The 1,058-nt window shown below is 56.9% G+C and carries 2 pseudogenes; both read left to right on the forward strand.

Annotated features, from left to right (window positions below):
* Positions 1-63: 63 nt before the first annotated feature.
* A pseudogene (locus tag V2I08_RS20480) lies at positions 64-174 on the forward strand (ATP-binding protein); the annotation flags it as partial.
* Positions 175-441: 267 nt separating this feature from the next.
* Positions 442-981, forward strand: a pseudogene (locus tag V2I08_RS20485) (IS481 family transposase); the annotation flags it as partial.
* Positions 982-1,058 lie beyond the last annotated feature (77 nt).

The following is a 1,058-nucleotide window of genomic DNA, read 5'->3' on the forward strand; positions in this document are numbered from 1 at the left end:
AGCAAATAAAGGCGCTCACAGCGCCAAATTACAGTATGACCCCTTCCAGGAAAGCAGCATCATGAAACGTTCGGCGATTCCAAGATGACAACCGCGCTCCTGGATCGCGTCACCCATCATTGCGACATTGTCGAGACCGGCAATGACAACTGGCGCTTCAAAAACCGCAGCTGATCCGCCCCAGCGGCAATCAATTAAAAGATGCTTTGCGCTGCGCGCGCCTCCGGTCGGGCTACGCCCTCCCTACGCCGCGCGCAGCGCAAGGAAGCCCGTCACATCAACGTTCCGCCATCCTGACAGGGGGTCCGTTTGCACGCCGATTGACACTTGAGACCCTCAAGGGACAACCGCCAAGCAACTGCAAATTACAGATCCTGACCCTAGGTGTTTAGTCCCAGGTTGTGATGGTGTAGAATTATCATCCTCACAGCGGAGGGCATTATGGGACAAATTCTCCACGGGTGCGCCAAGACCACGCACGCCATACGAGGCGAGCTACAGCGATCGGAAGCTTCGGTCGCGAGCCTCGCGAAGCGGTTCGGGATCAACGAAAAGACCGTGATCAAATGGCGTTCGCGTCAGTCGGTAGACGATCTGCCGATGGGTCCAAAGGCACCTCGCAGCACCGTGCTCTCGCCCATGGAAGAAGCCGCGATCGTAGCCCTGCGCGTACAGGCCCGGCTTCCGCTCGACGATGTTTTCATCGCCCTGAAGGACGTCATTCCTCACCTGACGCGAAGCAGCTTACACCGATGTCTGCAGCGCTACGGCATATCCCGGCTGCCAAAAGCCGATAGGGAGAAGCCCAAGGCGTTCAAGAAATATGAGATCGGCTACTTCCATATCGACATTGCCGAACTGCGCTACGAGGGCGGCAAAGGCTTCCTGTTTGTCGCGGTGGATCGTACGTCAAAGCTGGTGTTTGCTCGAATATACCGCAAGGCGACCAAGCTCGCGGCAGCCGCGTTCCTCAAGGTTCTGTGGCCTGCTGCCGGTTTGGTGGACACCAAGATAAGGTGTTTATCAGACTGGAGGACGTGAATGGAGCGAAGAAAGTT

The organism is Sphingobium sp. MK2 (assembly GCF_040170545.1).
Lineage (GTDB): Bacteria > Pseudomonadota > Alphaproteobacteria > Sphingomonadales > Sphingomonadaceae > Sphingobium.